General features: G+C 46.0%; 24 protein-coding genes. 21 read left to right on the top strand and 3 right to left on the bottom strand.

Annotation, left to right across the window (positions count from 1 at the left end; all coding sequences use genetic code 11):
* Positions 1-283: 283 nt before the first annotated feature.
* Entirely contained in the window at positions 284-1,213 is a 930-nt protein-coding gene (locus BUB68_RS12335; RefSeq protein ID WP_073091881.1) for a LysR family transcriptional regulator, read from the bottom strand.
* 172 nt (positions 1,214-1,385) lie between these two features.
* Here BUB68_RS12335 and BUB68_RS12330 point away from each other — a divergent pair, with 172 nt between their 5' ends.
* The 15 genes from BUB68_RS12330 to BUB68_RS12260 all read left to right on the top strand — a co-directional run bounded on the left by BUB68_RS12330 (position 1,386) and on the right by BUB68_RS12260 (position 11,747).
* Positions 1,386-1,571, top strand: a complete 186-nt coding sequence (locus BUB68_RS12330) for a hypothetical protein (RefSeq protein WP_073091878.1) — start codon at positions 1,386-1,388, stop codon at positions 1,569-1,571.
* A gap of 31 nt (positions 1,572-1,602) precedes the next feature.
* Positions 1,603-2,658: a radical SAM/SPASM domain protein, ACGX system gene (acgM, locus tag BUB68_RS12325; RefSeq protein WP_073091876.1), complete on the top strand. Its 1,056-nt coding sequence runs from the start codon at positions 1,603-1,605 to the stop codon at positions 2,656-2,658.
* A gap of 10 nt (positions 2,659-2,668) precedes the next feature.
* On the top strand, positions 2,669-3,247 hold the full coding sequence (locus BUB68_RS12320; RefSeq protein WP_073091873.1) for a nitroreductase family protein: 579 nt from the start codon (positions 2,669-2,671) through the stop codon (positions 3,245-3,247).
* 33 nt (positions 3,248-3,280) lie between these two features.
* A complete protein-coding gene (locus tag BUB68_RS12315; RefSeq protein ID WP_073091871.1) occupies positions 3,281-3,676 on the top strand; it encodes a VOC family protein in 396 nt (131 codons plus the stop codon).
* Positions 3,677-3,710: 34 nt separating this feature from the next.
* Positions 3,711-4,589, top strand: a complete 879-nt coding sequence (locus BUB68_RS12310; RefSeq protein ID WP_073091869.1) for a radical SAM protein — start codon at positions 3,711-3,713, stop codon at positions 4,587-4,589.
* A 15-nt stretch (positions 4,590-4,604) separates the two neighbouring features.
* Positions 4,605-4,982: a hypothetical protein gene (locus BUB68_RS12305; RefSeq protein WP_073091866.1), complete on the top strand. Its 378-nt coding sequence runs from the start codon at positions 4,605-4,607 to the stop codon at positions 4,980-4,982.
* A 29-nt stretch (positions 4,983-5,011) separates the two neighbouring features.
* On the top strand, positions 5,012-5,998 hold the full coding sequence (locus BUB68_RS12300) for an EFR1 family ferrodoxin (protein WP_073091864.1): 987 nt from the start codon (positions 5,012-5,014) through the stop codon (positions 5,996-5,998).
* A 15-nt stretch (positions 5,999-6,013) separates the two neighbouring features.
* Entirely contained in the window at positions 6,014-6,466 is a 453-nt protein-coding gene (locus BUB68_RS12295) for a PPC domain-containing DNA-binding protein (RefSeq protein WP_073091862.1), read from the top strand.
* Positions 6,463-7,404, top strand: a complete 942-nt coding sequence (locus BUB68_RS12290; protein WP_073091859.1) for an alpha/beta fold hydrolase — start codon at positions 6,463-6,465, stop codon at positions 7,402-7,404. The genes BUB68_RS12295 and BUB68_RS12290 overlap by 4 nt, the downstream gene beginning before the upstream one ends.
* A 20-nt stretch (positions 7,405-7,424) precedes the next feature.
* A complete protein-coding gene (locus tag BUB68_RS12285; protein ID WP_073091857.1) occupies positions 7,425-7,841 on the top strand; it encodes an ester cyclase in 417 nt (138 codons plus the stop codon).
* 191 nt (positions 7,842-8,032) lie between these two features.
* Complete coding sequence (locus BUB68_RS12280; protein ID WP_073091855.1) at positions 8,033-8,578, top strand: DUF1097 domain-containing protein; 546 nt, start codon at positions 8,033-8,035, stop codon at positions 8,576-8,578.
* Positions 8,575-9,375 (top strand): DAPG hydrolase family protein, encoded by an 801-nt coding sequence (locus BUB68_RS12275; RefSeq protein WP_073091852.1) that lies wholly within the window; start codon positions 8,575-8,577, stop codon positions 9,373-9,375. Before BUB68_RS12280 ends, BUB68_RS12275 begins: the two co-directional genes overlap by 4 nt.
* A 2-nt stretch (positions 9,376-9,377) precedes the next feature.
* Complete coding sequence (locus BUB68_RS12270; RefSeq protein ID WP_073091850.1) at positions 9,378-10,271, top strand: LysR family transcriptional regulator; 894 nt, start codon at positions 9,378-9,380, stop codon at positions 10,269-10,271.
* 199 nt (positions 10,272-10,470) lie between these two features.
* Positions 10,471-10,785: an ArsR/SmtB family transcription factor gene (locus BUB68_RS12265; RefSeq protein ID WP_026767554.1), complete on the top strand. Its 315-nt coding sequence runs from the start codon at positions 10,471-10,473 to the stop codon at positions 10,783-10,785.
* 83 nt (positions 10,786-10,868) lie between these two features.
* The gene (locus tag BUB68_RS12260) at positions 10,869-11,747 is read left to right on the top strand and encodes a radical SAM protein (RefSeq protein WP_073091848.1); all 879 of its coding nucleotides are present in this window, start codon (positions 10,869-10,871) and stop codon (positions 11,745-11,747) included.
* Positions 11,748-12,016: 269 nt separating this feature from the next.
* Here BUB68_RS12260 and BUB68_RS12255 read toward each other — a convergent pair whose 3' ends face one another.
* A complete protein-coding gene (locus tag BUB68_RS12255) occupies positions 12,017-13,099 on the bottom strand; it encodes a hypothetical protein (protein WP_073091845.1) in 1,083 nt (360 codons plus the stop codon).
* Between the two features lie 781 nt (positions 13,100-13,880).
* Here BUB68_RS12255 and BUB68_RS12250 point away from each other — a divergent pair.
* The 4 genes from BUB68_RS12250 to BUB68_RS12235 all read left to right on the top strand — a co-directional run bounded on the left by BUB68_RS12250 (position 13,881) and on the right by BUB68_RS12235 (position 17,948).
* Entirely contained in the window at positions 13,881-14,219 is a 339-nt protein-coding gene (locus BUB68_RS12250; RefSeq protein ID WP_073091843.1) for a transposase, read from the top strand.
* 209 nt (positions 14,220-14,428) lie between these two features.
* Positions 14,429-14,644 (top strand): integrase core domain-containing protein, encoded by a 216-nt coding sequence (locus tag BUB68_RS15850; RefSeq protein ID WP_071602049.1) that lies wholly within the window; start codon positions 14,429-14,431, stop codon positions 14,642-14,644.
* 365 nt (positions 14,645-15,009) lie between these two features.
* A complete protein-coding gene (locus BUB68_RS12240; RefSeq protein ID WP_256625931.1) occupies positions 15,010-16,623 on the top strand; it encodes a peptide chain release factor 3 in 1,614 nt (537 codons plus the stop codon).
* Positions 16,624-16,763: 140 nt separating this feature from the next.
* A complete protein-coding gene (locus BUB68_RS12235) occupies positions 16,764-17,948 on the top strand; it encodes a pyridoxal phosphate-dependent aminotransferase (protein ID WP_073091839.1) in 1,185 nt (394 codons plus the stop codon).
* Between the two features lie 43 nt (positions 17,949-17,991).
* Here BUB68_RS12235 and BUB68_RS12230 read toward each other — a convergent pair whose 3' ends face one another.
* Positions 17,992-18,444: a hypothetical protein gene (locus tag BUB68_RS12230; protein WP_073091836.1), complete on the bottom strand. Its 453-nt coding sequence runs from the start codon at positions 18,442-18,444 to the stop codon at positions 17,992-17,994.
* Between the two features lie 298 nt (positions 18,445-18,742).
* Between BUB68_RS12230 and BUB68_RS12225 the strand changes: the two genes are divergently transcribed.
* Positions 18,743-20,020 carry a L,D-transpeptidase gene (locus BUB68_RS12225; RefSeq protein ID WP_081371998.1) on the top strand — a complete coding sequence of 426 codons (1,278 nt, stop codon included), beginning with the start codon at positions 18,743-18,745 and terminating at the stop codon, positions 20,018-20,020.
* A 30-nt stretch (positions 20,021-20,050) separates the two neighbouring features.
* Complete coding sequence (polA, locus tag BUB68_RS12220) at positions 20,051-22,660, top strand: DNA polymerase I (RefSeq protein ID WP_073091833.1); 2,610 nt, start codon at positions 20,051-20,053, stop codon at positions 22,658-22,660.
* Position 22,661 lies beyond the last annotated feature (1 nt).

Raw genomic sequence — 22,661 nt, 5'->3', positions numbered from 1 at the left:
CCAAGAAATGGTCCATGCCCATCCGAAACTGGGGCAAAGTAAGGGGCGAACTGACCATTATGTACCCTGATAGATTACAACCGTAAAATACATCCATGCTGAAATCATAGAAGACCTTTTACAGACTTTTATTCACACCCTCCGATGAAGTCTATTCTATTGATAATGTTTCTTGATTATATTTTTGTTCAATTTCAACTTGCAATTTACCGGAGAAAAATAAGGATGTTCAGGAGCAAAAGATAAGCCTAGAAAAAATAGTTCACTGGCTGTGCAAACTCGTTCACTGCTTATGGCAGGGCATGGCTTCCTTGGTGCATTCCCTGGCCAGGGTAATGAACTTGTAAATTGCCGAATTCTTATCCATGCCGCCCTGCTGGCGGTAGTAAATACCCATAGGTGCATGAGGAGATTCCTCCCAGGGAAGAAAAATCAGTTCCTTATGGGGCAGCGTCAAATGCTGGGGAATAAGAGCAAAGCCTGCTCCGGCCAAAGCCAGGTTATAGGCTTCACTGGTGGTGGCACAGAGGATGTTGTCTAGCTCATCATTGATGGGGACGATATGATGACCACGGGAGAATACATGCTTCAAAAGATAGGGAGGAATATCAATAATCTGGCGGTAGGGCCACATATCTTTAGAGGAGACGCTTTTTCGGCGTCTCTTTTTGCATGCCAAAGCCAAAGGATGATTTTTCCGCATGACACAGACAAAGGCATCGTCATGGAGTTTCTGGAAGGTAATGTCCTCGGCAGTAAATTTGGCATCCTTGATGCCCAACACCAAATCCAGCTGACTGGTGGTAAGTCGGTGCAGATTGGCATCGGTCTGGTCAAGGGTAAGCTCTGGCACAATATTCTCGTTATCGGCCAGTACACAGGAAAGAATCTTGCTGATAAACCAGTTGGCATGGGAGTCAGCGTAGCCAATGCGGAGCACTGTGCGTTTGTGCTTATGGAAGGTGGAAATCCATTCCAAAGAATGGTAGTAGAGTCCGAGCATCTGCTGGGCATCAGGCAGGAACTGGAATCCCACCTGAGTCAGGGAGACGGAACGGGTGGTACGGTTAAAAAGTTTGGCCCCCAGTTCTGTTTCCAGACTTTGAATCTGCCGGGATATGGCAGGCTGGGACAGGGATAGCTGTTCCGCGGTTTTGGCGTAGTTTAACGTCTTTGCTAGGGTAGTAAAACATTCAAGCTGCTGGGTATTCATCCTATACACCTCATCACGAATTCATCAGGATAGCGATAATATTATGATAGCACATATTGATACGCTTTGTGCATAAATAATGCAATAATAGCATTTCACAAGGGGATTTATTCCTGTTAAGATATGCCTGTAAGCAAAAATTCCCAATCAATTTTGGAAAGGAAGATGTATTATGGCACTTACGAATTTAGCAGCATGGAATCAGAAAGCAACAGGTGTTTTAACAAACTCTGCCTGCGGTTCGGCTTGCGGCTCCGGGGACAAAGTAGTTTCCGCTGCCTGTGGCTCGGCTTGTGGCTCTGGCGACAAGGTGCTGCCCACTGCTTGTGGTTCTGCCTGTGGTGCAGGTGACAAGTAAGCATTTTTGATGAGGTATGGAGGATGGTCAAATGAAACCGTATTTTTCCTTTCAATGGCATATCACCGATGAATGTGACCAGAGGTGTAAGCATTGTTATATCTTTGCGGAAAATACCGGCAAATGTCCTGACCGCATGACAAGAAAACAGATGGAGGCAGTGCTTAAAAACTGCCGGGACTTTTGCGAAAAATTTGGCCGTCAGCCATACTTCTATCTGACCGGCGGCGATCCAATCCTGCATCCGGAATTTTGGACACTTATGGAAATGTTCAAGGCGGAGCAGATTCCCTTTACGATTATGGGCAATCCATTCCATCTGACCGATGAAGTATGCCAGAGGTTGCATGACTACGGTTGTGTACGTTATCAGTTGTCGATTGACGGGATAGAGAAAACCCATGACTGGTTCCGCAAGCCTGGTTCCTACAAAACTACGCTGGAAAAGGTGACCATGTTGAATAAAGCGGGTATCCGCTCCATCATCATGACCACGGTTTCCGGGAAGAATATAGATGAAGTTCCGGCCATCATTGATGCCGTGGTGGCAGCAGGAGCTAAGGTTTATGCTTTTGCCCGCTATTGTCCGACCAGTGAGGAGCGGGAAAACAGCATTTCTCCGGAGCGTTACCATAAATTATTGGAAGATTGCGATAAAATTTTCCAGCAATATGAAGCAGCTGGTTGTGAAACCTATTTTAATCGCAAAGACCACCTGTGGACACTTTACGATTATGAAATGGGCAGGTTCCAGATTCCTGAGGACGCTGAACCCGATATGATATATGGTGGCTGCAACTGCGGTAATGGCCATTTGACTATTTTGCCCACAGGCGAAGTTTATGCCTGCCGGCGGGTGCAAAACAGCCGGGTGGGAAATGTGTTTACCGATAGATTGGCGCAGTTATGGACCGGCAGGATGGAAGCTTATCGCGATTATGATAAATTCAAAAAGTGTACGCATTGCAAATTGCTGGCCTGGTGCCGTGGCTGTCCTGCTGTTGCCAGCAGTACGAGCGGCGGTGATTTTTACGCCGCTGACCCGCAGTGTTGGGCAGAACAAATAGAAGGCTTGCTGACTTTGTAAGGAGATAGGCATGGATATTTTAGAATTGATGAAAAAACGTCGTTCCATCCGTAAATATCAGGCGAAACAAGTGCCGCGTGATATTGTGGACAAGATTGTGGAGGCTGGGCTTTACGCACCAAATGCCGGCGGCGGACAGCGCAGTATGATTGTAACGCTCCATAATGCTTGCCTTACCGAAAAACTGGGACGGCTGAACTTTTCCACCTTTGACCGCAGTCAGCTATTGGGAGCGCATGTATCGGCTGAACAGCCTTCGGTAATTGATGACCCAAAAATCAAAAATGGTTTTTATGATGCCCCCACGGTTTGTGTGATTTTTGGTCAGAAGGATTTTCTCTACAATGTGGCGGATGCTTTTTGCATGGCGGAAAATATGATATTGGCTGCGCATGAGCTGGGCGTTGATTCCTGCATTATCTCTCGGGCAGAGGAAACCTTTGCTCTGCCAGAAGGTAGACGATTCATGCAGGAGTGGGGCGTGCCGGATAATATGGAGGCCAAAGCCTTTGTGACATTGGGCTATTGTGATGGTCCTTATCCGCAGGGAAAACCGCGGAAGAAGTGCCGGAATGTCGTTATTGAATGATTTAGATGTGTGTTTATATGAGGAGTGTGGGTAATGAGCCTGATCAAAGGATTACATCATGCCGCTTTGCGTTGTTGCGGCAAAGCTGAGATGGATCGTGTTATTGAATTTTATTGCAATGTGCTGGGCATGAAGCGCCTGCGCAGCTGGGGCGAAGGTGATGAGGCCGGAGCTATGCTGGATACGGGGAGTGGCGTAATCGAATTGTTTGCCAATGCCGAACCGGGGCGCAGACCGGGACAGGTTGACCATATTGCTCTTTATACGGACAATGTCGATGAATGTGTGGCAGCCTGCATCGCTGAGGGGCTGCCTGTGGTGATGCAACCGGCAGATATCGTGGTTCCCTGTGAAATTCCCTATCCGTTGCGGATTGCCTTTGTACAGGGCAAGGCCGGCGAGATTATTGAGTTTTATCATGAACGATAATTGGTGTGTTGATTTTTAGGAGTGTTTAATAAGTATGCATTTTTCGAGTGGTATTAATCGCCCGCCTTATGAAGCCGCTGATGGTTTCCTGCAGATAACTTCCGGCTGCAGTCATGCAACCTGTGAATTCTGCACCTTTTACAAGGACAGCCCCTTTATGCTGTCGCCGATGGAGGAAATCGAGGAAGACATCAAGGAACTGGTTCAGTCCGGCTGGAATTTTGACCGCGTTTATCTGCAGGGGGCTGACCCTTTCATCCGCAAGACGGAGGATTTGCTGCAAATTGCTGATATGATTTACTGTTATCTGCCGCAGGTGAAATCCATCGGCGGTTATGCCCGTGTGGATAATCTGAAAAATAAGACGGTACAGCAGGTAAGACAGCTGGCAGAAAAAGGTTACAGCTATTTCTACTTCGGCGTGGAAAGCGGCGATGATAAGCTGCTTGACCGCATGAATAAGGGCTATCATGCAGATTTGGTCATCGAGCAGTGCAAAAAGATGGACGAGGCCGGCATGCCGTGGATTGCCAACTTTTTAGGCGGCCTGGGCGGACATGACTGGGGACTGTCTCATGCATGGGAAACAGCGAAAATGTACAATCAACTGAAGCCGGCTATGGTGTATGCCTCCGAACTGACGTTGTTCCCGGATACGCCTCTGTCCTGTGATGTAGCTATGGGCAAGTTTGCCGAAGCAACGGAAACGGAACGCATTGCCGAAATGCAGGAATTTATCCGCTGTCTCGATATTCCCACGATTTTCCGGGCAGAACATGTGACCATGCCGATTCGCCTGAATGGCCGTCTGCCGGAAGATAAAGAGGCGCTGATTGCCCAGTTGCAGCGTTTGCTGGATGATAACGGTGAAGAAGTATTGCAAAGGTACCGCAGCCGGGTAAACAGCTTATGATGTAGGGGGAATTCGATGCTGGAATATAATGGTACAATTTATCGTCCGCCGATGGAGGCAGAAGCTACGGCTAGACTGGAGAATGCGATTAAGCCAGATATGGTAATTTTGACCACTATGTCCATATTCCCTGGGACGGAGTTGGAAAAAGCGGTGAAAGAGGGGCGTTTTGAGGTGGCGCCGGAGTCCGAAGTATTGACTGCGGAAAAACGGTTTATTGAACTTTTGGATATCCCCGAGACTTACCTCTGGGCAGCGCATTCGCTGGATTCTACTAGAATTGCTGGTTTACTGGGAAACCATAAGGATGAAATGCTGGCTACGTTACAGCATAGTATTGATACGATAGATGATGAGGTTTTCAGCAAGACTTTTCGTCGGGATCATTTGTAAGTTTGTGAAAAAAGATGGAGGCGATAATCATGCCGATGATTCAGGTAAAACTTACCGTATCACTTCGTGAAGAACAGAATGTGAGATTGCACAAAGATATAACGCAAGCCGTGGTGAATATTTTCCATAAGCCTGTAGAATATGTGATGGTCAATGTGGAGCCGGAAGCAGACCTATGGATGGCCGGTGAAAAACTGGCCAAGGGGGCGTATGTTTCGGCTGCGCTTATGGGCGAGATAAACAATGCGGATTGTGATGCCTTTACGGCTAAAATCAGTGAATTATTCGCGCAGGAACTGGCCAAAGCTACGGGGGAAGCAATGCTTCCCCTTAAAGATTTGGTGCGCAACAACAAATATGAGATTAACGTAATAGAGGGAGAAAGTCTGGGCATTGTTATGCCGACCTATTGGGAAGGTTTGCCCTCTATCCTGCTCGATTATCTGGAAAAAGTCCGCTTTGCATTTGCAGGCAGCGAGCATTATTGCTATTTTGTGGCGACATATGGTTGTGACTATGGCAATATCCTGTCTACGGCACAGAAAGAATTTGCCAAGGTGGGTGTTCATTTTGACAGCTTATATGCGGCAAGATTCGTGGATAACTGGAGTCCGATGTTTTATCTAAAGGATGTTAGCCGCAATCGGCGCGCGGAAGAAAACGGCGAAGCGGAAACACGGCTGATTGTTCAGCAGGTACTGCGCAAGGAAAAAGGCCATACCCTGCCCAATCAGATGTCTGCATTGGGGGCGGCGGCAGCCAAGGCGAATTACAATCGTATCCGCAAGACCAAACGGTTTAAGCTTGTTGCTGATAAATGCATGGGCTGCGGACTCTGTGCCCGTCAATGTCCGTTGAACGCTATTGAGATGCAGGAGGGCAGACCGGTATGGGTGAAGGAAAAATGCACATTGTGCCTGGGCTGTTTCCATCGTTGTCCGGCAGGTGCCATCGATTATGACGGCGGTCTGCGAAACGGACAGTATGTTTATGATAAGGTGAAACTGGACGATTAAGTAAGGTGTGTGGTTATGGACTATAAGAAGATGGGTTCCCGCGTTTACATTCGTATGGACAAAGGGGATGAAATCCTCAGCTGTATTCGCAGAGTCTGCTGCGAATTGGATATAAAATCGGGAATGTTTCAGGGAATTGGTGCCTGCGATAAAGTAGTGGTCGCAACGTTTATCCCTGAAAAGCAGGATTTTTTGCAGCACGAGCGTAATGGTATGTTAGAGATGATTTCCCTGCAGGGGAATGTGGTGACTGATGTCAACGGGCGGTTAAAGGAACATGCGCATGGTATGTTTTCTTATCTGTTGCCGGACAGAGATGAGCTTGCTTATTTAGGCGGTCATTTGCATAGTGCCTGGATAAGTTATACAGGCGAAATCGTTTTGGACGTAGTGGAAGATGGTTTTATCGGTCAGCAGTTTGACCCTGTTACTGGTATTGACGTTTGGAAATTGGAGGGCAAGGCATGAGAAGGAAAAAGGGAGCCCAATGTCTGACGGCACTGGTGCTGGGCATGACGATGTTGTTTGGTACGACTGGCGGTACAGTAAATGCAGCAGCACCTTTGCATTATTTTATGCAGCAGCCGGGAAATTATGAAAGCACTACGCCTTACGGCAACAATGAAAAAGCCGGCCATTATGTACAGGCCGGCGATGCAAAGATTTATTATGAAGTCTATGGCGAGGGCAAGCCTGTTTTTGTCTTTCATGGCGGTGGAGTAGGCACGCCTTATGAAATGGGGCAACTAATTGACAAACTGCGTCAGAACTATCAGGTGATTACGGTATCTACCCGCGGTCATGGTCGTTCGGAAATCGGTCACTCACCGTTGACTTATGAGCAAAAGGCACAGGATATGCTGGCGGTGATGAAAGCCGTTACAAATGAACCGGCAATCCTGCTAGGCTTTAGCGATGGCGCTTACACGGCTTACAAGGTAGCATCCATGTATCCCGAGCGCGTGGACAGGGTAATCGCTATCGGTGCCGGTACGCTGAAAAAAGGCTTTTTCAGCGGGGAAATGAAGGTCGAAGATTTAACTAAAATTGATGCGCAGTTTATCGAGCAGCAGAAAAAAATCATGCCGGAGCCGGAACGCTTTCAGGAATTTTGCACGAACTATATGAAGTTCTGGAGCCAGATGGAAGTGGGTGAAGACTTCCTCAAGACCATAAAGTGCCCGGTACTGCTTATTGCTGGGGATGAAGATGACCATGCGCCCCTGGTTACGATGGTGGAGGCCGAGCAGTATATCCCGAATGCCAGACTCTGCATTGTCCCCAAGGCCTGGCATTCGGCGTTCATTGACAATTTCCCTGTGACCTGGACGGCTATGGAAAGTTTTTTGCAGGCTGACCGGTCAAAGTTGCCAGGCAGCAAGAAAGTAGCGTATAACAGACGATGATTGAAAAAGGAGCATTGACCATGAACAACAGCGAGGAAAAACAATTACTGGTTGCGTTTGAAACGATGATTAATACAGCGGATGAAGCTTTGGCGGAAAAACTGATTGCTCCAAATGCCATCTTTTACGCACCGACGCAGTCGGAGCCGTTGGTGGGGCCAAAGGGATATCTGACGATTGTGCACATGATGCGGTCGGCGTTTTCCGATGTAACATGGCATTTGGAGGACTGCGTGACAGAACCGGGGAAAATCGCCGTATGCTGGACCTGTACGGGAACGCATGATGGTGATTTTATGGGACAGGCGGCTACGGGCAAGAAGTTCAAGGTTCGCTGCATGAACTTTTACCAAATAAAAAACAGCCAGTTCGTTTCGGATACTGGCTGTCCTGATATTTTCGGTATTCTTATGCAGACAGGGCTGATGCCTGTTTGAGTTTCTATGTTATGTTCCGGGATGGGATGGGGATACATACTTGAGAAGAGTTACGGTACATGACTGTGGCTTTACATCAAATTCCCCTATCATAACCATTTGATTATAGCAACCCACGAAATAGATATTTCCCTTCCGAGTCCTCCTTCTGTATAATGAAATCAACAAAGCAAGAAGGAGGAAATGCGGTTATGAAAAAATTCTCGGCAGAAACATGGAGCCTTGCCCTTTGTATCGCCATTCTTCCGCCAATATGGGCGGTCTTGGCACCTTATCTCAGCGTCGATGTGGGGGCGGTTGCCCTGATTTGCGCCGGATTGTATGTCACCAATGGCAACAAGCTGATGGATGCCCTCAAGATAACCATTGGATTCTTGCTGGGGGATCTTTGGGGGTGGCTGGCAGTGAATGCTATGCAAAATTCCTCTTGGAACGCAGATATCACCACCTTCATGACGTTATTTTTGCTGGGCGGAGCGGCGGTCATCATAGCGGCTATGGGTTCAGAGATGATACATTGTCCGTCATGGCTTTGCGGCTGGGCAATTACCCTTACGGTGCTTTCGCCCCTTGAACAAAGTTTGCAAGGCAGCTATGCCATACAGATAGCCGTGGCAATGGCAGTCGGCGTTTGGTATGTTGGAGCTTTTCTTAATGCGGTGCAGCAGTGCATGCTGCATTTTACGGAAAGGTATACTTCTAATGATATAAATTTTGCAGGGAGGAAATCATCATGAAACTGTTTTTAGGCAAAAAAGTCGGCGTGAGCAAAGAGGAGAAGGCACTTTCTTATTACAAATTCTTTGAGCGGGATATGGCGAACATCCCGGCGGAGAAAATCGCTCTTCTGGATGCGCCGCAGGAAAAGTCCGCTGTGCCTTTTGAAGAGAAAAACCTCTATTTGGCAGGGAAAGACAAGGACTATGCTCAGGTTGGCTACGGCACGGCGGCAAACGGCACTGGCTTTGTCTGCAACGAAACCTATATGCCAGGTGTCACACCGGAAATGCTGGACTGGTGGTTCCCGTGGCACAGCGTAGGCTCGGATTTGCGCTATAAGATTTGGGATCCAGAAGACCATTATTTTGCTCGCGCCGATAAAGCGGATTATGTTTGTGACCCCAATGTGCCGGTCAACGAAAAGACATGGGGAGTTAATCATTATATTTTGGAGGATGTGGGTGGTGGCCCCGGCTTTTTGAAGATTTGCTTCAAAAGCCCTGCTGATTTTGGCTTTGACACGTCCCTGATTGGCAAGGATTACTGTGCTTCGCTGGTATGTGGTATCGGTGACGGCTCCTGCGCTGCAGCTATGGTGCATAAATGGTATCCTTATCAGGACGGTGTGATGCTGTGTTCCCGTTTTTGGATTGGCTATGGCATGGTGGATGGAGAAATTCGCTGCACTCTGCCCGAGGGTGCGAAAGTTCCCGTGGAAGTGTCCAAAGGCTTGTTTGCCCATAATATCAAAGAATTTACCAATCTGGCTGCAATCCTGCCGGAAGTTTACGCCGAGAACAAGGATAATTTCTGACTATGAACATTCAGCAGCTACGATATTTCCTTGTCTTGGCCGATACATTGAGTTTTACCAAGACGGCGGAAAAATACTACATCTCTCAGACAGCGGTTTCCAATCAAATCAAAGCCTTAGAGGAAAAACTGGGCGTGCAGCTTTTTCAGCGGGATAATCGTAAGGTTATTCTCACCCCGGCAGGAAAAGTCTTTGTCAAGGAAGCCAAAAGCATCATCACGAGAATCGAGGAGGCTGTCCAGCATACCAAGGATGCCGCCGAGGGATTCGCCGGAGAAATCCATGTGGGCTATCAATGGGGCTTTGAGCGTACCGTCTTTCCGAGAGTTTTGCAGGATTTTCAGTACGAATACCCAAACATTGAAATCCTTATCGAACGGGATGAAGTGGCAGCCTTATATGATGGGGTGATGGAAGGAAAGTATGATATTATTTTCAATCTGCCCCTGCCCGGCAAAAAGAAGTCCGGGCTGAAAGAAATGGTGCTTGCCCGTTATCCGCTGTATGTAGCAGTACCGCCCCAGCATCCTTTTGCAGAGTTCCATTCCCTGAAAAGGGAGCAGCTGGCAGATGAGATATTCATTTCCTATCGGCAAAATGCTCTCAGCGAATATGACCCCACACAGGCCATCCTGGCTGATTTTGCGGATGTCGGCCTCATTCCGAATATAAACTTCCAGCATCAGGCCATAGAAAGTATTTTGCTGTTTGTAGCGTTGGGCAAGGGAATCACCATCGTTCCCGAGTATTTCCTGCCATGCGCTCCGGCAGGAATCAATCTGCTGTTTATTCCGTTGGAGGACAGCGCGCTCCCCGCCGAAGTGGCTGCTATCTGGCAGGAAAAAAATACCAATCCGGCGCTTGATAAGTTCGTGGAGTGCATACAAAAGGATTAGCTTTATGTCGCTTTTGAGTGTTGGTATTCTTGCGGTGTTATTGTCATTCCGGTGGGACTTTCCTGCGTCACCATTGGTATGTATATGCACGCAGTACACACGGAGATCAGCCCGCTTCTCGCCCTGCCGGTTTTCTTGCCTTCTTCGCACTCGCATAAAAAATCATTGACATATCGCGAAAACAAGATATAATATGAGCATGAACACATTAGAAATTTACAAAGCCTTGGCGAACGAAATACGTTTGAATATCATGGAATGGTTGAAAGAGCCGGAAAAACATTTCCCACCGCAAGGACTGCATCTACCGGATGGCAGCACATGGACAGGAGGCGTTTGTGTCGGCAGCATTCAGGAGAAAGCGGGGATTTCCCAGTCCACGGTGTCCCATTATCTTGACATTCTTCAGCGTGCTGGGCTATTGAAAGCCGAGCGCATAGGCAAGTGGACATACTACCAACGCAATGAAGAAACAATCCGTGAATTTGGCGAGTATGTCAAGAGCAATCTGTAAAAGGGCAGAATCAACTGCCCTTTTCTAAGAAATAATTATATCTAAAAAAAGCGATATATAGATTTATTAAGGAGTGTTGTATCATGCATTTTGCCAGTACCGTTGTACGTCCGCCTTATGAGGCAAACAGTGTTTTCCTGCAAATAACGTCCGGTTGTTCCCATAATGCCTGCCGGTTCTGCACCTACTACAAGGATGCGCCCTTTGGCGTATCGCCATTGGATGAGGTCAAAGAGGATTTGCAGGAACTCAAGGAGTATGGCGTATCTTTCCCACGCATCTGGCTGCAGGGCGCCGACCCCTTCCTGCTGACTTTCGATAAGTTGAAAAACGTTGCCGAGCTTATCCACGAATACCTGCCTTTTGTCCAGTCCATCGGAGGCTATGGTCGTGTGGACAGCGTAAAGAACAAGTCGGTTGAGCAAATCAAAGAACTTCACCGGATGGGGTATGACCGTCTCGTATTTGGCATTGAATCCGGCGATGATGCTGTGTTAAAACGCATGAACAAAGGTTATGAAGCAAAGGATATCGTGGAACAGCTGGGAAAACTGACGGAGGCAGGCATGGATTATGCCGTTATTTTCCTGAGTGGTCTTGGCGGTCACGGCTACGGTCTTTCCCATGCGGAAAAAACAGCAAAAGTTATCAACCAGCTCACGCCGTTTCGGGTTATGGCGGCAGGGCTTACTCTTTTTCCCGATACCCCGCTCATGGAAGACGTGAAAAACGGTACTTTTGTTGAAGCCACGGAAGCCGAACGAATTGAAGAACTTCAGACGTTTTTGCGTAAATTGACGATAGAAACGACCATAGATGCGACCAATGCTTCCATCATCACGCCTATCTATGGGCAATTGCCGAATGACAAGCAAAAGATGCTCGATACTCTGGAAACTATCTTTCGACATTTCGGAGAAGAAGGCTTGCGTTCTCGGCGGGAAAATCTCCTCATGATTTAATTCGCTGTATGAATTTTTACCAACAAAACAAAAAAAGTCAGTTCCTGAAATAATCTAGGGTAAATGATATAATATATCACTGCAAAGGCTCGATTTTACTAGGGATACAGTTTGATTATATATAATCAAATTGAAAGACGCTATGACGAAGTATGATTTTCGTCATAGCGTCTTTAGTTATGTTCAGTCAATATCATTTAAATAAAATTTTTGATATAACCAACCAAGCTCACAGAGATTTTCTAAAAAATAAAAGCTGGGACCAGTAATTAAAAATGATTGTAGTGAAATATTCCCTGACCTTGATTTCGAGATAAAGGAAGTTGCCAGTCATTTTTTTCCTTTAATAAAACCCAGCCTTCTAATCCTTGAATGTTTTTTACACATATCCATTCCTCGCAGAAGAGGCTATTTTCTGTACCTTCAAAAACAGCATAGAAACCTCTATGAATACCATCCATATCGTACTTGTCAGAAATATTTTTTATGCCGTTGTATGGGACGCTTATGATATTATCTCGATACAATGCTTGATATACGCCTTCACCACTATATCGAAGTAGGTATATATAATCTCCAACGCTAGGCAAGATTCTACCAGCATTTATTGATGAATATGTTCCCCGTATGTGTATAAAATCTTCAAATGGATTATTTATTATTTTTGTTTTCCCCTTTTTAGGAAAACTATGCATTTCTGTTGCAATAACATTTAAGTATTGACCTGCACTTTCCGTGCTTACTATTTTTGAGTTTTCGTATGGTTCCTTATATATAGGAATATTTATCTTAGGAATAATATGGGTTTTGTGAAGCAATTGGTTTATATCAACCTCACCCCAAAGTGCGTTATGCGTAATGATTATATTGGGAACAGGGTCATTTAATACAAACCTAGAATCATCACCTAGTTTATCTCGGAGTTTTTTAATTTTTTCATTCGCAAGAATTAATTCGTTTTCGTAGACTTGTAATTTCTGAGACATTTTTAAAACATTATCTGTATCAACAGTAGCAGTAACATTGACAGAGAGTTCTCTTTGCCCCACATCATTATACAAAACAGGAGAGTATTCAACACAATTTACTTTAACCACGGCACTACTTATAACTGTTGTGATATCGCTCTTCAGTACTTGATTTTCGACTTTAGTATATGATTCGACATAGACTCCAGCTGATTCAGCGATTGAGCGAAGTGCTTGATGAAGTAAACGTTCTTTTGTATCATCCAGAGTTTCATTGAGCATTACTTCGGATTTTGCTGAACCAGAAAAAACCTTTACCTCAGCAGAGCAAAAACCATTTGAAATAATCACAATAGATAAAAGTAAAATGATAAGCTGTTTCATAGCATTTCTCCTAAACGTATCTTTTGGAATAAAGTAACATCTATGAATTTTTTCATATTTTTCTGTTCAAGGGACAAAATCACGCTCTTGTATTATTGAAGCGACGCTACATTGGTCTTTGGGATTTCTACCCGTAGCAAGAACGTCAATGGTTCAGCCTACCGCTTCATGTCTATGAGTATAAGGGGGATGACAATGAAGGGCATTAAAGCATTAGCTACATACTTTGCTGCATGATATTTCAAAACCACAAATGATTTGCTATATATTTCGACAAACTACCATAATTCACCTGCTTTTGTAGGACAATATCTATTCAAAAATTTTGTGGTATTCATGATTGGTCGTTCCGTTAAATTTTGAGACTTCCAAACCAATTTTTTGACAGGCTTTCGTATGCGATTCTGTCTGCGTTCTTGCAGGCATCATTTCACCAAAATATCTCGAATCTAATGAGACAAAAGCAAACGGATGTGTATCTTGCACTCCACACCGCAACCGTTGTAGTAGATAGTTCCTCCAAGCGTACATGAACCATTTTCCTGCTTCTGCTGGAAACCAATATACCTGCATATATTTCTCGGCTTCATTATCGAGTCTCGGATTCTTCCATCCAGCAAATCTTTTGTTTGATGAAGTATATTGATTTCGTGGCAATAATCCGTATCATAATAACAGATAGGAGGCTCTATCTATAATGGGCCTGTGAATTCAGACCAGTACTGAAAATTTTAAGAGTGCATGATATAGTATTAGGTAACGAAAATTGGAGGATGCTATCATGCCAAGAAAAAAGTACACTTCTGAATTTAAGACCAAGATTGTTCTGTCAATTCTTCAAGGCGACAAGGAATTCAATATCATCTGTTCTGAAAACGGCCTGAACCCAAACATGGTCAGAAAATGGAAGCAAGAATTCCTGCAAAATGCCCATCTTGCCTTTGGTGCAGATTCTGAGCGTAAGGCCGTTCAGAGGAAGGAGGACGATCTGAAGAAAAAGAATGACCAGATGCTAAGGAACATCGGTCAGCTTACGCTTGAGCGCGACTTTCTTCAGGACTGCTTTCGCCAAGCTGGGGAAGCCATCCCAAGAATCCCGGAATATGATCAGAAAGGATAACGGCCTTTCCATACGTCGTCAGTGCGAATTACTGGGACTGAACCGTTCCGGCCTATATTACAAGTCTGGAAGCAGAATCTGTTATTCATGCCGTGACGGAAACCGTTAAGGCATGCGGCGTTCCAGCCATTATCAATTCAGATCAAGGCAGCCAGTTTACCAGTGATGATTACAAGAATCTGTTTCGTAACCTCAATATCCGTCAAAGTATGGACGGCAGGAGCCGCTGGGCTGACAACATCATGATTGAACGTTGGTTCCGTAGCCTCAAAACGGAGCAGCTCTATCCGAACGAATATCGCACCCCAAGAGAGCTTCGACGTCTGATTAACCAATACGTAGATGATTACAACAACATACGGCCCCACGAGGCATTAGGCTACAAAGTTCCCAACGAGTTTTACTTTGCTTGCTTCGCTGCTTAGAATAATTCTGCTTACTGCCACTCTTAAAATTTTAGAACGTGGTCTTGACAAGGGGCCCATTATAGAGTAAGCGCGATATAAATGTGATGAAGATATTTATTCCGCAACGCTGTCCCGTGCCAATTTTCTTGTATTCCTTTCTTATTTTATGGTAGAATGGTTAATATGTGAGTTCGTAGAGGTGGCAACCAGATAAGGTATGCTCTGGGATATTGCCCCGAGGATACTGCAAAAGGCTCGGAACTTAGTCGTAGCAAGGCTTCTCGGTACTCGCACACGAATACACTTTTTTGAACCCCCCTTAGGCGTTTCAAAAGGGAAAAGTGTGTTTGTATCAAAATTATTCAACAAATGGAGGATTTATTTTGTCAGAACTCGATAAAGAGATTGAAAAACGCCGTACGTTTGCCATCATCTCTCATCCAGATGCTGGTAAGACGACTTTGACGGAAAAACTTTTGCTTTATGGTGGTGCCATCCATCTGGCTGGTTCCATCAAGTCCCGCAAGACGCAGCGTCATGCGGTATCCGACTGGATGGAAATCGAAAAGCAGCGTGGTATCTCTGTAACTTCTTCTGTGTTGCAGTTCGATTATGATGGCTGCCGTATCAATATCCTTGATACGCCGGGCCATCAGGACTTCAGTGAAGATACCTACCGTACTTTGATGGCTGTGGACAGTGCTGTCATGGTCATCGATGTGGCCAAAGGTGTCGAGGCCCAGACCAAGAAACTCTTCAAGGTCTGCAAACAGCGTGGTATCCCTATTTTCACCTTTGTCAACAAGCTCGACCACTTCGGCAAGGCACCGATTGACCTGATGGATGAAATCGAAAACGTATTGGGCATCCGTTCCTATCCGATGAACTGGCCAATCGGTCAGGATGGTCAGTATATGGGTGTGTATGACCGTCGCAATGATAAGGTACTTCTCTTTGCAGCGGATACCACGCATGGTCAGGAAGCCCGTGTAGCAGATGTCTTTGAACCCAATGATCCGCAGGTTATCGAGCGTGTTGGTGAAGATGTTTGGGAGGCTTTGCAGGAAGATTTGGAACTCCTGAATGAAGCTGGCGAAGAGTTTGATATGGAAAAAGTAAACGCCGGTGAACTTACGCCGATGTTCTTCGGCTCGGCCATGACCAACTTCGGTGTACAGGATTTCCTTGAAGGGTATATTTCCATGGCCCCCACGCCGCAGCCGCGTAAATCATCGGAAGGCATGATTCCGGCAAATGATGAGAAGTTCTCGGGGTTCGTGTTCAAGATCCAGGCCAACATGAATCCGGCACATCGTGACCGTCTGGCTTTCATCCGCATCTGTTCCGGTAAATTCGAGCGCAATATGGAAGTATGGCATGAGCGTACGGGCAAGATGCTGAAGCTTGCCCAGCCCCAGCAGTTCCTGGCCCAGGACCGTCAGATCATCGACACGGCTTACCCTGGTGATATTGTCGGTCTTTTCGACCCGGGCGTGTTCGGTATCGGCGATACGGTCTGCGATGCTTCCCATAAGTTCAAGTATGCAGACTTCCCAGTATTCCCGCCAGAAAAGTTTGCCCGCGTACAGGCTAAGGATACCATGAAGCGCAAACAGTTCGTCAAAGGTATCGAACAGCTGACACAGGAAGGTGCCATCCAGCTCTTCCAGCAGGCCGGTGCCGGTACAGAATCCTACATTGTTGGTACCGTTGGTACTCTGCAGTTTGAAGTGTTGGAATACCGCCTTAAGAACGAATACAATGTAGATATTGAAATGAATATGCAGCCCTATGAGGTTGCCCGCTGGATGGCCTTTGAAGACGGCCATGAAGTGACGCCGGCAGAGCTCAAGGGTGCTGACCGTGGCATGTTTGTGTATGACCGTCATAACAATCCGGTGCTGTTGGTCAATAATGAGTGGGCCTTGGGATGGATCGTGGATAATAATCCAGAATTAATCTTGAACCATGTGCCTTTTGACAAAAAAGAAGCATAATAATGACATCAACCCTCCGCAAGTGGTATATTATGAATACTTGCGGAGGATTTTTATTTATTTTTGATATGAAATGTGTTAATATGTAAACAGTGTTTAGTCTAAAAGAACAAACTTATTTTATAAGCGAGGTAATCCATATGGTCAACAACAAAATGTATGAATTAGGCACCAAAAAATCTACAATACGTACCATTTTTGAATTTGGGCGCCAACGGGCAGCTGAAGTGGGGGAGGAAAATGTTTATGACTTCAGTTTAGGGAACCCTAATGTTCCTACTCCTAACTTTATCAAGGAAGCAGCGATAGACATTCTTAACAATATGCAGCCTGCAGCAATTCATGGTTATACGGTAGCACCAGGAAATCCCCAGGTGCGCAAGGCCTTGGCGGATAGTATCAACAATCGTTTTGGCATGGATATCACGGAGAAGAATCTTTTTATCACAGCTGGTGCGGCGGCCTCTATCACGATCTGCTTCAAGGCGTTGTCTCAACCCGATGATGAGTATATTACATTTGCACCGTTTTTCCCGGAATATCGTGCCTTTGTGGAATCCGTAGGGGGAAAATTGGTGGTAGTACCTGCCCAGCCAGAAGATTGGCAGATTGATTTTGCAGCATTTGAAAAATTGATCACCACTCATACAAAGGCTGTTATTGTCAATAGTCCCAATAATCCCAGTGGAGCAGTTTATTCTGAAGCGACCATAAAAAAATTAGCTGAAATCCTCAAGGCTAAAGAAGAAGAATATCATCATCCGATTTTCATTGTGGCGGATGAGCCCTATCGTGAGATTGCATTTGAAGGGTATGATGTGCCTTATATCCCTAAATATTATGCCAATACATTGGTTTGCTATTCTTATAGTAAGTCTTTCTCGCTGCCTGGTGAGCGTATCGGTTATATTGTTGTCCCTAATCGTGTTGCCGATTTTGGCAAAGTCTATGGCGCAATTGCCGGAGCAGCCCGGGTGTTGACGCATGTCAACGCGCCGTCTCTTTGGCAGTTGGTTGTAGGGCGCTGCGCCAATATGCCTTCAGATATCAGCACTTATGTGAAAAATGGTCAGCTTCTGTACCAGGGCTTGATTGAAGCAGGCTTCGAATGCGTCAAGCCTCAAGGGGCATTTTATCTCTTCCCAAAATGTCTGGAAGAGGATGATTATGCTTTCTGTGAACGGGCGAAGAAATATGATCTTTTGCTGGTCCCTGGTACTGATTTTGGCTGTCCCGGTTATTTTCGTGCAGCTTACTGCATAAAAACGGAAACGATTGAAAAATCCTTACCTTTGTTTAAAAAATTAGCAGCAGAATACAAATAAGACAGCATAAAAATACCAGCCTTGCTTGGCAAGGCTGGTATTTTTATGCCATGATGGCAAAATAGCGACTGGTTGCTTGCTCCATCATATATTCATAGCACTGAAAAAGATTATCCAAAACCGAATGATTCTCATGACAGCGCTTTTGATGAAAATACGCATGTATCGCTTGACGGGCAGCAATATCATCTTCATCGTAAATGTCCATCAACAGATTTTTACTGACCATATGGTTGCGGCTTTTTTCCTCGGACATAGGCGCCAATAATAACTGATATAGCCTGGCTATCCGTTCTGAAAATTCCTTGACATCTTTGGCTGGGTGTTTTTTGAAATGGATGGACATGATCTGCCCCACAAGCATTTTCATATCCTCCCATTTGTCTTCATTCATTACCCAACGCTTCTGATGCCGCAAATCCTTCTCGATATACGCATAGGCTCTTAGACGCTCAGCCCAGGAAGTTGACAACAGCCATCGATAAAAATTTTCCACAGTAATCCCTCTCTTTCTCAGTGACTACCTGTCGGCTTACTCTTATCGATTCCAGATCCACCTGAAACCGCTGTTGTCATGACGGCTTCAAATATGTTCTTTTCATTTCTAATCCTCTTGCTGATTTGGTTCTATAGTCCTATTTTACACCCTAATGGGAATTTTCGCAATACTTAACTAGTGTATACTTATAATATTTCATTATAAATCGTGTTGAAAAAAAACTTCTTAAATGGTAGGATAGAAGGGTGACAGGTCACATGACCCGTCAAATACTTAAGAGAGAAGAGATTGTTGTATGCTCAAAAATATTTGTGCTGGTTTGGTAGGTGCCGCTTTATTGACAGGCAGTATGGGTACTTATGAGGTAGTCGATGCGGCAGCTTCTGTGCCTACATTTGCGGATATGTCTGTACAGGTTAAAGAACCAGCTGTCTCAGCAGAACCTGTAAAAACGGAAAGTGCTGTCCCCGCTGAGACCGTCAATCAACAACCGGCGCAGGAATCTGCTCCGCAGGCTGCCAGCCAAAATGTCCCTGCTGTAGAAAGTAAACCAGAGGTACCTGCAGCACAGGATCCAGAAAAGAAAAATCAGGAAATGAAGATTTCTATTAATTTAGCTGCTCGTTCTCTGGCCCTCTTTGAGGGGACGGAGAAGATCCGTCTGTACCCCATCGGTCCGGGCAAGGCATCTACTCCGACGCCCGTAGGGTATTATAAGATTCGTAGCAAGGATGTCAATCCTACCTGGACGGATCCGTCATCTGGTCAGAGTATTGGTTCCGGTCCGGATTGCCCATTAGGTTATCGTTGGATGGAAATCCAGGGAAATTATGGGATTCACGGAACCAATCGCCCGGATTCTATTGGACATTATGTATCCAACGGTTGTATCCGTATGCATGAAAAAGATGTAGAAGCACTTTTTGATTTAGTAAAGATCGGTACACCGGTAGAGATTACGTATAATCGTGTAGTTGTTGAAAAGATGGCTGATAATACTGTAGTCTACTACATTTATCCTGACGGTTATGGTTGGCAGAAACTCAGCACGGATGATGTCAACAAATGGCTGGCTGGCTATGGTGTAGCTAACTTCGTCAGCAATGAGGACATTGAGGAAAAAATCAATGCTTCTGATGGTGAGCCTACCTATATTGCCAAGGTATATCCATTGTATGTCAATGGTGTAAAAATGAAAAATAATGCAGTTGAGCAGGATGGCGTTATGTATTTGCCGGCTATTGATTTGGCTGACGCAGCTCATGTAAACCTGGGCTGGGACGAAAAGAGCCAGAAACTCATTAGTACGTTGGGGACTGCTGCGGGGCTGGACAAAAAAGATGTGCTCTATTGTAAGGCAGCAGATACTCGTACGCTGTTTAATCTTGCAGGTGCTGTAGAACATACCAATTTTGTGATGAAGTCTGTAGCAGCTGAAAAGAAGGTTGCACCGGTACAGAATCAACCCGTTGATATTGCCAAACCGGTAGATCATGATGCTGCACCTGCTGTTAACAGTGCACTTCCGGATAAAGACAATACAACCAACAACGACACAGATAAGACGAAGTAAAGTATGACATTCGAATAAGGAGGAATTCGCTTGAGCCAGCGTTTTGTGATTTTGGATGGCAGCAGCCTTATGTATCGTGCTTTTTATGCGCTGCCTGACTTGATGGATTCCCAGGGTCATCATACCAATGCTATCTTTGGCTTTTCCAATATGCTCACGAAGTTATTGGGAGAGCTGAAGCCGGATAAACTGGTCATTGCCTTCGACAAGGGCAGAAAGACCTTCCGTACGGAACGGTATGCTGATTACAAGGGAACCCGAGACAAAACACCGGAAGAGCTCCTCGCCCAGATTCCGCTGCTGCATGAATTTGCAGCAGCTTTTGGTATCTCATTTATCGAAAAGGAACGCTATGAGGCTGATGATATCATCGGTACCTTAGCGACAAAAGCGGCAGGAGCAGGTCATGATGTTTTGGTAGTGACAGGGGATAAGGATGCCCTGCAGTTGGTACGGCCTAATCTGAAGGTCCTGCTGACCAAGAAGGGCATAACCAATATCAAGGAATATGATGAAGCAACCTTTAAAGAAGAGTATGGCTTTGAGCCCATCAAACTTATCGATTACAAAGGATTGATGGGGGATACCTCGGATAATATTCCCGGTGTACCCAATGTAGGGCCGAAGACTGCCGGAAAACTCCTGATTGCCTATGGTTCTTTGGAAGGTGTTTATGAGCACATTGATGAAGTCTCTGGCAAGAAGCTCAAGGAGAATCTGGTTAACAATCAGGAACAGGCCGTGCTTTCCAAGGAACTGGCCACTATCGAATGCAATGTGCCGGATATGGAACTGGAGTGGGAAAGCTATGCCATCAGTCCTGACCATGAAAAGATGCGTGCGTTCTGTGATGCTTATGAGTTGAAGGCTGTCTGGAAGAACTTTACCAAGCTCTATGGTGAGGGCGACGACAATCCCGTGTTGGAATTCTTCATGCCGGAAACTGTTGTGGCGGACTTGCACTATACGCGGCTGCAGGGACAGGATTTGCAGAAGGAATTGACCACTGCTGACAGCCTGGCTGTCAGTGGCCTGTTTTCTCAGGAGAAGCCGTTTGCCCGGACACAGGCTTTACTCATCTGTACGTTGCCTGCACAGAACATGATCCTGGTGGATACCGATGAGGATCTGACAATGGTCAAAGAGATTTGTGCGCAAAAAAATACAGCCGTCTATAATCTCAAGGCTTACTATCAGGCAGGTTTCACTCCGGCCGATTGTTATTTTGATGTGGAATTGGCTGCGTATCTGTTGAATCCTGAAGCCAGCAAATACGAAATGGAACGCCTGGCAGCGGAGTATCTGCCGCAGGAAACGAAGCCGGCTGACTTTGCTGACGAACAGGAGGAAGCGGCCTGGCAGGCGCATGTGCTGGCCCAGCTGCAGCCCATCCTGAAGGCTAAATTAAGTGAATTGCAGCTGGGAAAGCTTTACCGGGAAATCGAACTGCCCCTGGTGGAAGTGCTGGCAGCCATTGAACAGAATGGTATCTATATCAATCGGGATGAACTGGATAAAAAAGGCAGTGAGCTGGAATATCGGCTGAATGCTCTGCAGGCAGATATCTATGTATTGGCGGGAACAGAGTTCAATATCAATTCGCCCAAGCAGTTAGGTGAAGTCTTGTTTGAGCGTCTGGGATTGCCGCCTGTGAAAAAGACCAAGACCGGGTACTCCACCAATGCGGAAGTGCTGGAAACCTTGCGGGACAAACACCCGATCGTGGAGCAGGTCCTGCATTACCGCACTCTGAGCAAACTGAAATCCACTTATATCGATGGCCTGCGGGAATTGATTGGCAAGGAGGGGCGTATCTATACTACCTTCAATCAGACTGTGACGGCTACGGGCAGACTTTCAAGTTCCGATCCGAACCTGCAGAACATTCCTGTGCGCACGGAGGAAGGCAAGGCAATCCGGGCGCTCTTTGAACCGGGTAAAGGTTATGATTGCTTGTTATCGGCTGACTATTCCCAGATTGAACTGCGGATTTTGGCCCATGTGTCCCAGGACGAACGCTTCATGGATGCGTTCCAGCAGAATCAGGATATCCATGCCCGTACTGCTTCGGAGGTCTTCAATGTACCCTTGGACGAAGTGACCAGTCAGCAGCGCAGCCATGCCAAAGCAGTCAACTTTGGCATAGTCTATGGCATCAGTGACTTTGGTCTGGCCAAGGATCTGCACATTGCCAAAAAGGATGCCAAACAGTATATTGACAATTACTTTGCCCGCTATACCGGCGTCAAGAAGTTTATCGATGATACAGTAGAAAAGGCTCATGCAAATGGCTATGTGTCAACAATCTTTGGCCGGCGCCGGGATTTGCCAACCATCAACAGCCGCAACTTTATGCAGCGATCCTTAGCGGAAAGAATGGCTATGAACACACCTATTCAGGGGGCAGCTGCGGATATCATCAAGCTGGCCATGATTTCTGTGTATAGCAGGCTGCAGGAAGCGCAGGTCAAGAGCCGCATTCTCGTACAGGTTCACGATGAATTGGTGCTGGAAGTGATGGATAGCGAACGGGAACAGGTGGAGGCAATCCTCAAGGAAGCCATGGAGCAAGTAACGGCGTTATCCGTGCCCCTGATTATCGATATTCATGCAGGCAGGAATTGGGCGGAGGCGAAGTGAG

It is taken from the genome of Pseudoselenomonas ruminantium, assembly GCF_900142515.1.
Taxonomy (GTDB): Bacteria; Bacillota; Negativicutes; order Selenomonadales; family Selenomonadaceae; genus Selenomonas_A; species Selenomonas_A ruminantium_D.
Note: the sequence above shows the minus strand (reverse complement) of the source record. Positions and strands in the feature narration are given on the sequence as shown.

Bases quoted from the DNA above. Each gene is read 5' to 3' on its own strand.
- BUB68_RS12285 (WP_073091857.1), top strand. From the start codon at position 7,425: ATGAACAACAGCGAGGAAAAACAATTACTGGTTGCGTTTGAAACGATG.
- BUB68_RS12280 (WP_073091855.1), top strand. From the start codon at position 8,033: ATGAAAAAATTCTCGGCAGAAACATGGAGCCTTGCCCTTTGTATCGCC.
- BUB68_RS12275 (WP_073091852.1), top strand. From the start codon at position 8,575: ATGAAACTGTTTTTAGGCAAAAAAGTCGGCGTGAGCAAAGAGGAGAAG.
- BUB68_RS12295 (WP_073091862.1), top strand. From the start codon at position 6,014: ATGGACTATAAGAAGATGGGTTCCCGCGTTTACATTCGTATGGACAAA.
- BUB68_RS12235 (WP_073091839.1), top strand. From the start codon at position 16,764: ATGGTCAACAACAAAATGTATGAATTAGGCACCAAAAAATCTACAATA.
- BUB68_RS12300 (WP_073091864.1), top strand. From the start codon at position 5,012: ATGCCGATGATTCAGGTAAAACTTACCGTATCACTTCGTGAAGAACAG.
- BUB68_RS12335 (WP_073091881.1), bottom strand. From the start codon at position 1,213: ATGAATACCCAGCAGCTTGAATGTTTTACTACCCTAGCAAAGACGTTA.
- BUB68_RS12260 (WP_073091848.1), top strand. From the start codon at position 10,869: ATGCATTTTGCCAGTACCGTTGTACGTCCGCCTTATGAGGCAAACAGT.
- acgM (WP_073091876.1), top strand. From the start codon at position 1,603: ATGAAACCGTATTTTTCCTTTCAATGGCATATCACCGATGAATGTGAC.
- BUB68_RS12330 (WP_073091878.1), top strand. From the start codon at position 1,386: ATGGCACTTACGAATTTAGCAGCATGGAATCAGAAAGCAACAGGTGTT.
- BUB68_RS12250 (WP_073091843.1), top strand. From the start codon at position 13,881: ATGCCAAGAAAAAAGTACACTTCTGAATTTAAGACCAAGATTGTTCTG.
- BUB68_RS12320 (WP_073091873.1), top strand. From the start codon at position 2,669: ATGGATATTTTAGAATTGATGAAAAAACGTCGTTCCATCCGTAAATAT.
- BUB68_RS12225 (WP_081371998.1), top strand. From the start codon at position 18,743: ATGCTCAAAAATATTTGTGCTGGTTTGGTAGGTGCCGCTTTATTGACA.
- BUB68_RS12290 (WP_073091859.1), top strand. From the start codon at position 6,463: ATGAGAAGGAAAAAGGGAGCCCAATGTCTGACGGCACTGGTGCTGGGC.
- BUB68_RS12310 (WP_073091869.1), top strand. From the start codon at position 3,711: ATGCATTTTTCGAGTGGTATTAATCGCCCGCCTTATGAAGCCGCTGAT.
- BUB68_RS12315 (WP_073091871.1), top strand. From the start codon at position 3,281: ATGAGCCTGATCAAAGGATTACATCATGCCGCTTTGCGTTGTTGCGGC.
- BUB68_RS12305 (WP_073091866.1), top strand. From the start codon at position 4,605: ATGCTGGAATATAATGGTACAATTTATCGTCCGCCGATGGAGGCAGAA.
- BUB68_RS12270 (WP_073091850.1), top strand. From the start codon at position 9,378: ATGAACATTCAGCAGCTACGATATTTCCTTGTCTTGGCCGATACATTG.
- BUB68_RS15850 (WP_071602049.1), top strand. From the start codon at position 14,429: ATGGACGGCAGGAGCCGCTGGGCTGACAACATCATGATTGAACGTTGG.
- BUB68_RS12265 (WP_026767554.1), top strand. From the start codon at position 10,471: ATGAACACATTAGAAATTTACAAAGCCTTGGCGAACGAAATACGTTTG.
- BUB68_RS12255 (WP_073091845.1), bottom strand. From the start codon at position 13,099: ATGAAACAGCTTATCATTTTACTTTTATCTATTGTGATTATTTCAAAT.